This is a genomic window from Arthrobacter sp. 10N418 (assembly GCF_056394725.1).
The window spans coordinates 1-8,454 of record NZ_JBFTIK010000050.1; the positions used below are offsets into that span (position 1 = coordinate 1).

Genomic DNA, 8,454 nt, shown 5'->3' on the forward strand with positions numbered 1-8,454 from the left:
AACTGGCAGCGGGACGTGTTGATGTGGGACGAGTTGGCTTCCCGGAAGCCGTTCGTTGGGCGGACCCTATAGCGTGATGCTGTGACTGTTTTGCTTGGTGGGGAAGCCAACCCCATGGGATCCGTCGTGCATTTTCTTGAAGCTCCACTTTCCCGCGTCCTGAGTAGTCTTTCTGATGACTGGGAGTTGAGGGCAACCGGCATCGCTCTGACTGAGGCACTGCCACTGATGCTTCCCTTCGAGGCGCCGTGGACCCGCCTGCTGGCCGCCGAGTGCGGTGGTTGGACGGCTCTGATCAACAACTTCCTTCATGGTGGTGATTCGACCGCACCCTCTCCAGCTTTGTCGCGCCGGTTGGGAGTTCGTTGTGTCGTAGCAAGCTGCGTTCCGACATATGGACCTGGGCATAGTCAAACTCAGTTGGAACTTTTCGGTCCGACCGGTCAGCCACCACTTTTGTATGTCCGGTCAATTTCTGCCACTGCGACGGATGGCAGGTGGACATGGTTCTCGTCGGGCGATCCCCTTGAGTTCGAACAAGCGGATCGATACTCGGCTCGCCGAATTCGGGATCGATTCGATCGACCCCTACTTCTTGAGTACTTGACGGCCCTCGGTATTCCAGCTGACCGAGACGCGTCCTACGGGACCGCGACGCTCGCCCAACAACAAGTTGATTTCCGCAGGAGGGAGATGTCGCTTCGAGAGGCTCGGAGTGAGTTCTCCAAGCGCTGATGTAATCCAACGAACGCAGTAGCGGTGTGTCTCATACGGGGCGGCGCATGGCGATGTATTGGGCATAGTTGGCGGATGAGTCGATGGCGTGGCGATCGATTGTGCCCGGGGAGTAGCCGAGGGCTTCGGCGATGATGGCCACGGGGGCGAGTTTGGTGAGTTCGTGGAGGGTTCCGAGCCTGGCCGCGCGACTGCTGAAGGCCGTGCTCAGCCGTTGAGTGAGGGTTGAGGCCTGTAGGTGCTGGCCGGGTGAGCCGCCGCGGAATACCCAGTTGCTGTTGCGGTGCGCTGCTGTCTGGTGATGGGTTGGCTTGGCTGCGAGTTCGCGCCAGGGCTCATCGAGCGGTGACGCAAGTGCGATTTTGACGGTTCCGAGGGTGATGGTGACGAGTTCCTCTGTCACGGTGACGTTGTCCCAGGTCAGTTTGACGATGTCCGAGACTTGCTGGCCGAAGACCAGGATGAGAATGGCTGCTGCGCGGTCTCTCGGGTTCATGTCGGCCGTGCGGCTGAGATTGGTGACGAGTTCAGTCTGAGCGGCGGCGTCGAGCCGCGGGCTGGTGCCACGACGGTGGGGCTGCAGTTTCAGGGAGGGATCGATGAGGCTTGTCCTGATTGCCCAGTCGAGGAATCGTGACGCGATGCCTCGCGTCGTGGGGCCTTCTGCCTGCCATCGGTCCAGGTGTGCCTGGTTCACTTCGGCGAGTTCGATGCCTTGTTCGCTGAGCCAGTTCTGCAGGTCGATGGCGACGGTGACTGCTTGTTTGGCCCGCAGGAACGTTCCTCGGGTGACTTCGTCCATCTGATTCATGCGGCGCTGGTGGTGCCAGCGGATGTATCGGCGGGTGATGTCGCGGTGGCTTGGGCTGGTGATCCGGTCGAGGGCCTGCTCGGCCCAGTCGCTAAACCTTGCACTGAGTTCATCTCGTCGCGGCAGTGCGTTGTGTTCGACCATGAGTCCGCGGACGTATTCGCGGGTGCGTGATGCCGGGAGTTGGTCGAGGCGGGCGTGGGTAATCGCAGGCTCGGTGGCGAGTTGTTGGAGGAACTCGGTGACGTGTGGTTGCTGGATCCAGGTGAGTCCGCTGTTGGCGCGTTTCATGGACTTCAGAGCGGTTCCAACTGCCCGGAGTTCGGGGGAGGGCGGCCGGTTGTCCGGCGTGCTGAGGATCCGGTCAACGGTCAGGGCAAGGATGCATGACCAGCATCGGTTGCCTGAGTGTAGTTCGTCTTCTTTGCCGCATGAGATGCAGTCGACGTTGAGGTGGACGCCGGAGCATTTCCGGCAGGCCGGCAGGGTGTCGACGCGGCCGGGCAAGACTCCCTCGTGGCCGCAGGCGCAGCTGCCGCGAGTTCTTTTGGCCTGTTGGTAGCAGTAGCCGCAGATTCCGCCGTCGGGCCACCGAACTGCGATTTGATGGTGTTCGGCGCAGCGGGCGCAGGCTTCAGGCCATTTTGCGGGGTCGCCAGCTTTACGGGGCCTAGTCATCTTCGTCCGGTGGCAGAACCCGGATCCGGCGGGCAATTGGCGCACCGGGAGTGATGCCCAGGTCTTCTGGCCGCTTTGGGGCGTTCGCGGTCTTGGCGGCGCGCATCTGCACGAAGGGCTCGAACAGGTCGTTGGGCGTGCACTCGAGGATGTCGCAGAGGGCTGCGAAGGTCTGGGCGGGAATGCGCTCGGGTGTTCCAGTGACGAGCCGGTGGACCTGGGCGTTGGAGAGGTTGATGCCCCGGGCCTTGAGCAGGGGGAGCAGCTCGGTGGTTTTCCAGAGGTTTCGTTGGGCCATGAGCTGCCGGAGGTTCCAGCGGTAGCCGATCCGTCGCTGTTCAGCCATGGCTGTTCCCCTCGCCGTCGCCCTTGCGTAGCCGCTGGGCGATCATTTTTTGGATGGTCTTCTGTTTGAAGTCCGCCGACACGGAAGTATAGAGGGCCGTGGTGGAGGAGTAGCTGTGTCCGACCTGCTGCTGGATAAACAGCGGGTCGTAACCGGCTTCAATCAGGTGCGTCACGTAGGAGTGCCTCAGCGTGTGCAGGGTCAGTTCTTCCGGGAGCCCTGCGATTTTCCGCACCCGCTGGAACGAACGATCGAAGTTGCGGTAAACAGTTGAGCCTGAGCGCTCTGATGGCCAGAGGCTGGCTGACCGGTCAGCGGTGGGGAATCGTTTGCGGCCGTCAGGGGAGAGCCAGTACTCGAGGAGCCCCACCACCCAGTCGAATTCCGGGACGGTGAGCACGGTCCGGCGGCGGGGCCCTGAGCCCTTGGTTCCCTTGGCCCAGCGGACCTGGAGCGCCCCGAAGCGTCCGAACTGTTCAACGTGCGGGTTCGGGCCGAAATCGACGTACTCGAGCATCACCAGTTCACGCCGGCGCAGCCCGTAGGCGTAAGCGACCTTGAACGCCGTCGAGTCCCTCAGCGCCGGCAGCCAACGTTTTGAACCCTTGGCGAACTCGGCGTCGACCAGGTCGTCGGCGGCGTCGAAGAAGGTCTGCAGTTCGGTCCGAGTGAAGGCCCGACGCCGCGCCGGCACGGCATCATCGGTCGTATGCCGGGGCGAGTTCCACTCGAAGACCACCTGCACCGGAATGTCCGAAAAGACCCGTTCGCAGAACGACGCCCAGCCGTAACGCCCGTCCGTCAGGTAGGAGCAAAACGCCCTGATAGCCCCGGAATTAGCCCTCAACGTCGACAGCGCCAGACCCTTCTCTGAGCTGCGCCGGTCCGCCAGGAACTCGTCCACATGATGGGCCGTCCACGTCCACGGATACTCATTGGCGTGCTCCTGGAACCGCTGGACTGTCCCGCACGAGCTTTTGATGTACGACGTCGACAGGCCACGCGCCAGCATCTGCGCACGCCAACCAGCCAACATCGCCTCGAAAACACGATCCTCGGCACGCAGCAGCCCGACATTCACGTTGGTCAGAAAGGCCGGAATCCGCCCAGGTTCGATGCTCACTGATCAAACTGTACGCAAAAATCTCTCATTTAATGAGAGATTACGTTGTTGTGCCGCAGCAGCGCGCGGATCGACCCTTTCATGCCGATCGACGTCGAGGCATCGCCACATCAGCCTGACCTGCAAAAACGGCTAAAAGCACAGAGAGACCAGTTTTCTCATCTACTTCTACTGGTCCCACTTATGGCGAAGGAGTCGTAGCTCGCTGCCCGTACCGTGTCGTGCGACGAAGTGCTCTTGATAAAAGGAGTACCCGCCGTGCCCGCGTCACAGCAACATAGAATGTCCGCAATTCGCTGGCTCGCTCACTGTCCGACTTTGCTCGGAAATCGGGAATCTGGCCTTCATTCATACCGACGATGGCAACGGCACGGAATTCTCTTCCTTGAGATTTGTGGACTGTTAGGAGCTGCACCCCGTGCGTAGCCGAACCACGCTGCCGACGTGAGCAAAAAAGGCGGAAGTCCGCCCACGACCACGAGTCACGATCTACCGTGGCGTTGTAGTCCCGCCACGCCTTCTCAATCTCCTCGACGTCAGCGTTCCAGGAAGCGAGCTCTGATGTGCTCGCGTCGCTGTCACGGACCAACGTGCTCAGACTCTCAATGAATCGTCGCATGTCGGTTTCATCAACCAGTTCTGCCAGAGCTGCGATGAGCGCATTGTCATGTGAACGAATTGCCGCAGCGATTTGGTCGCGAGATTCGAGCAGTTCCGGGTCTAAATCGATCAGCCGGCCCAGCTGCCACTGAGGCGAAACATGTCTCGCCGCGGCGTTGAAGGCAATAAGCTCCAGCACGACTTTTCCAGCTAGTCCCTCCAGCCAGTCTGCGGCGTCGCTGCTCGTCGAATAAACCACTTCTCTTACTTCGAGCGCCTTCGCAATTTCGCGAAGCGCCGAAGCCGAGCGCCCAAGAATAGCGATATCTTCTGCTCGCACCTTGACTGCTTCCCCATCAGCGACTGACTCCCCGGGTAGACCACGTTGTAGGAGACCTTCTACCCAGTCGCTGATTTTCCCTGCTTCATCGTTTTCATCTGTTCCTGAGACAAATTCAATGCGCCCAGGCGCCGCGTGAGGTTCCGTAGGCAACTGGTTCTGCCCAAGCTCGCCTGCTATAAGACCGGCAAGTCTGCTGATAATGGCCGCGGACCTGAAATTTTCGGTCAATTCTATGACCTCTGCGTTGTACGATCGCGCGAAACGCTTTATTAAGTCCGGGTCGGCTCCCGCGAAGCTTATTATTGATTGCTTGTCGTCACCGACGAGCATCAACGCAGGTCCCTCGCCTTGCTCGCCAATAAGGGTTGTAAGTAGGAGATATTGTGACAGCGTCAGGTTTTGAGCTTCATCAACGACAATGTGGGTGTAAGTGCGCCCCAATTGCCGACGGACGGATTTGAGTTCAAGTATCTCAAGAGCGGCATCAAGAAGGGCTGCATAATCCAACGCCGGAAGACTGGCCAAAGCTCGCCGCCAATCATCAACCTCTGGGGTGTCGATTTTACGTGCGCGCTTGATGTCGATGTCGTGTAATTGCTCAGAAGGATTGGTGGCGGGTCGCAGCCCCTGGCTGCTAAGCCACTGGTTCAGCAACTCAGCTCGGTCCTCGTCTCGAGTCAAGATTTCTGGTTCGATTGGCAAGCCGATTCTGGTCGAGTGTTGACGAAGTAGTGAATGAGCAAACCCATGAATGGTCTCAGTAGTAACTCGCTCAGATTCCGAGCCGACACGCGACCGCAGACGCTCGCCCAATTCCTCGGCCGCCTTGTTCGTATACGACAGCGCAAGGATACGCCCGCCCCCATCTTGGGTGAGCAGTCGCTGTACACGGCGCGCCACGACCTCGGTCTTACCACTCCCAGCGCCGGCCAAGACCACGATGGCACGAGAGTCAGAGTCAATTGCCTTCCGCTGCAGGAAGCTCAGTGAGACATCCGGGCGCCCATCTTCAAATTGCGACATCAATTTTTTGGATCAATTCTCGTAGGGGCGTAGGCCAACTGTGCCAGTCGGCGTGGCGATCGATGAGCGCACGAGCTAAGAAAGTGCCTGAACTGCCCTTGAGCTTCTTCATCTGTCTCATGGTGTCACCTGAAAGTCCAGGTTGGATGGTCTGACAGGCCGCAAGGCACATGTCCTCGTCAAACGTCATGAGCATAGATTCGATGGCGCCTGGTACTGGATTGCCGGAGCCGTCGGTGCCATTGATCCAAACAACTTCAGGTGGTTTCGCGGCATGCATTCCTTGAAGCGATGTCAATGGCCAATAGTTTGTGCCCACGGGCGGCCAGCAAAAATGCCCGCTGGTGGCCATGAAAACTGCCCACTCATGGCCACGAGATCTGCCCACCGGGTGTTCGGTGGCGTTGGCCATGTTGGGGTGTGGGTTTAGTTCATTGGGGTGACTCCTTTTCCGGCCAGTGCCTGGCTGAGGCGGATCGATTCTCCTGAGGTCTGGCAGACATGCGCGTGGTGCAGCAGCCGGTCCACGGTGGCGGTGGCGAGGGTTTTGGGCATGAGCTCGTCAAAGCCGGCCGGATGCAGGTTTGAGGAAACCGCGATGGAGCGTTTCTCGTAGGCGGCGTCGACGAGGCGGTAGAGGCCCTCGGCCGCGTCCGTGCCCACCGGCAACAGGCCGATGTCATCGACCACCACCAAATCTGCGCGCAGGATCCGGGCGACGACTCTGGTGACGCTGTCATCGGAGCGGTGGGCGCGCATCAGAGCGCCGAGGTCCTCGAGCCGGAACCACGCGACCCGCAGGCCGGCCTCGACGGCTTGCTGGCCGAGGGCTTCAAGGAAGAACGTCTTGCCCGTGCCGGAGGGGCCGCAGATCACGACGTTTTCCTTCCGCCCGATCCATTCCAGCGTCCGCAGCGCCTGCTGCGTCGGTGCCGGGATCGAGGAGGCGTCAGGGTCCCAGGTGTCGAAAGTCTTCCCGGTCGGGAAGCCCGCGGCCTTGCGCCTGGTGGCGAGCATGGACCGGGACCGGCCGGCGACTTCCTCGACAAAGAGTGCCTTGATGACCTCGGCCGGTTCCCAGCGCTGGGCGCGGGCGGTCGCGATCAGTTCCGGCGCCAGCGCCCGCGCATGGGGCATCTTCAACTGCCGCATCAACGCCTCCAGCTCCGGCGCCAGTACGGGCGCGGTGACCGGGACCGGGCTCACGCGCTTTCCTCCAGGGCGCCGTCAACACGGGCGGCAACGGGTGGTCGGCCAATCGCCGCCCACCCGGCGGTGCCCTGGGTCAAGGACCGGGTCTCCCCGGCAGCATGGGTGGTCGTTCGCGTGCTCGCGGCGTTCAGGATCGAGGCCAGGTCCTTGTTCGCGAAGCGGCCATGGATGGCCGCAGTCCCGAGGGCCTGATCGACCTCGGACTGCCCGGCGATCTTCGCCAGGGCGACCGCTTCGGCCATCTTCACGTTCATCCGGGCCGTGCCCGCCGCTGCGGCCTCGAGCAGCCAGGTCCGGGCGCCGTCGCCGATGCTAAGGAACTCCGTCTCCGCGGCCGTCCTGGCTTTCACCGTGTACTCACCCGGGATTTTCGGCCGGTGGTCAGGGAAGTGGGCGTCGTTGATCGCCGGGCTGCCGGGCCGGGCGCGCCGGTGCCGGGCGACTTCCACCGGCCCCTGGCCGCCGAGGTGGACGATGATGACCTGCTCGTCGGCTCCGGCGCCGTGGGCGCGGACGAACACCCGCGCGCCGAGCAGATACGCCGGGACGGAGTACTGCCCGTTCTCGAAGGTGACCATCGGCGTGTTCTCCGGGACACTGCGGGAGAGCCCGAACGCGACGGTGTGCGCGGTGTCCGGGATCCGGTGCAACCGCGGCGCTTCCTCGGCCAGCATCGTCACGGGTTTGCGGCGGGTGGCCCGGTGCTCACGGTGGTTGACCTCGTCCATAAACGCCTGGCAGGCCGCCTCGATCTCGGCGAAGGAAGCGTAGTCGGCACGCAGGTTGGTGTCCTTGGGCACGATGTCGGCCTTGGCGACCTTCACCGAGGCCTCCACGCCGCCCTTGGACGCCGGGTCAGCCGGCTGGCAGGTCAACACCGTCACCCCGTAGTGGCGGGCGAACTCGACCGTCTGCTGGTTGCGCACCGGGACCCCGGCAACATGGGAAACCGTTACGGTCTTCTCGTTATCGGTCAGGACGTAGGTCGGGGCGCCGCCGATGACACGGAAGCTGCGGTCCAGCGCCGCGAACACGCTCGGCGCCGTCCGGTCCCGCAGCGCGATGACAATCCTGAAGCGGGACCATGCCAGCCAGGCCACGAACAAAACGGTCTTCTTCCCCTCGATCACGGGGCCGTCGCCGAAATCGTACTGAAGCCACATGCCCGGTTCCGTGATCCAGGGCCGGTGCACCCGGACATGGCCGAGCCGCCAGGCAGCGCGGACCTGGGCGACGGCCCGGCGGGTCGAGCGCTCCGAACCCTCGTAGCCGAGGTCTCGGAGTTTCGCGTGGGCTTTGTCGGCACGGATCTTGCCCTTGGACGCTTCTATCCATTCCTCGATCTTGGGCAGGTACGCATCGGTGACCCGGCCCCGGTAGACCGGTTCGGCGATCGGCTGGCCGGCGTCGCGGGCAGCGACGTGCCTGGCGACCGTGTGGTGCGAGCAGCCGGTGAGTTCCGCGGCGGCGCGCAACGATCCGGTCAGATCATACGCAGCGAGTATTTCCATGATTTCTCCGTCAAACTTCATTAGGGCCTCTTCCCGGGCGACTTTGGTGCGACTAGACACCGTCATCAAACC

7 protein-coding genes are annotated in these 8,454 nt (G+C 62.1%); all 7 read right to left on the reverse strand.

Annotated elements, in window-relative coordinates:
• Positions 1-766: 766 nt before the first annotated feature.
• Entirely contained in the window at positions 767-1,837 is a 1,071-nt protein-coding gene (locus tag AC1DCZ_RS19110) for a tyrosine-type recombinase/integrase (RefSeq protein ID WP_476975973.1), read from the reverse strand.
• 379 nt (positions 1,838-2,216) lie between these two features.
• Complete coding sequence (locus tag AC1DCZ_RS19115) at positions 2,217-2,570, reverse strand: helix-turn-helix domain-containing protein (RefSeq protein ID WP_201433288.1); 354 nt, start codon at positions 2,568-2,570, stop codon at positions 2,217-2,219.
• A complete protein-coding gene (locus tag AC1DCZ_RS19120) occupies positions 2,563-3,693 on the reverse strand; it encodes a tyrosine-type recombinase/integrase (RefSeq protein WP_476975974.1) in 1,131 nt (376 codons plus the stop codon). Before AC1DCZ_RS19120 ends, AC1DCZ_RS19115 begins: the two co-directional genes overlap by 8 nt.
• Before the next feature lie 181 nt (positions 3,694-3,874).
• Entirely contained in the window at positions 3,875-5,659 is a 1,785-nt protein-coding gene (locus AC1DCZ_RS19125; protein ID WP_476975975.1) for an ATP-dependent helicase, read from the reverse strand.
• Complete coding sequence (locus tag AC1DCZ_RS19130; protein WP_476975976.1) at positions 5,646-6,071, reverse strand: hypothetical protein; 426 nt, start codon at positions 6,069-6,071, stop codon at positions 5,646-5,648. The genes AC1DCZ_RS19125 and AC1DCZ_RS19130 overlap by 14 nt, the downstream gene beginning before the upstream one ends.
• A 14-nt stretch (positions 6,072-6,085) precedes the next feature.
• Positions 6,086-6,865 carry an IS21-like element helper ATPase IstB gene (istB, locus tag AC1DCZ_RS19135; protein WP_476975977.1) on the reverse strand — a complete coding sequence of 260 codons (780 nt, stop codon included), beginning with the start codon at positions 6,863-6,865 and terminating at the stop codon, positions 6,086-6,088.
• Positions 6,862-8,403: an IS21 family transposase gene (gene istA, locus AC1DCZ_RS19140; RefSeq protein ID WP_476975978.1), complete on the reverse strand. Its 1,542-nt coding sequence runs from the start codon at positions 8,401-8,403 to the stop codon at positions 6,862-6,864. The genes istB and istA overlap by 4 nt, the downstream gene beginning before the upstream one ends.
• Positions 8,404-8,454: the final 51 nt, after the last annotated feature.

Excerpts from the sequence above, each read along its gene's own strand:
- AC1DCZ_RS19110 (WP_476975973.1), bottom strand. The coding sequence starts at position 1,837 with ATGAAACGCGCCAACAGCGGACTCACCTGGATCCAGCAACCACACGTC.
- AC1DCZ_RS19130 (WP_476975976.1), bottom strand. The coding sequence starts at position 6,071 with ATGGCCAACGCCACCGAACACCCGGTGGGCAGATCTCGTGGCCATGAG.
- AC1DCZ_RS19115 (WP_201433288.1), bottom strand. The coding sequence starts at position 2,570 with ATGGCTGAACAGCGACGGATCGGCTACCGCTGGAACCTCCGGCAGCTC.
- AC1DCZ_RS19125 (WP_476975975.1), bottom strand. The coding sequence starts at position 5,659 with ATGTCGCAATTTGAAGATGGGCGCCCGGATGTCTCACTGAGCTTCCTG.
- istA (WP_476975978.1), bottom strand. The coding sequence starts at position 8,403 with ATGAAGTTTGACGGAGAAATCATGGAAATACTCGCTGCGTATGATCTG.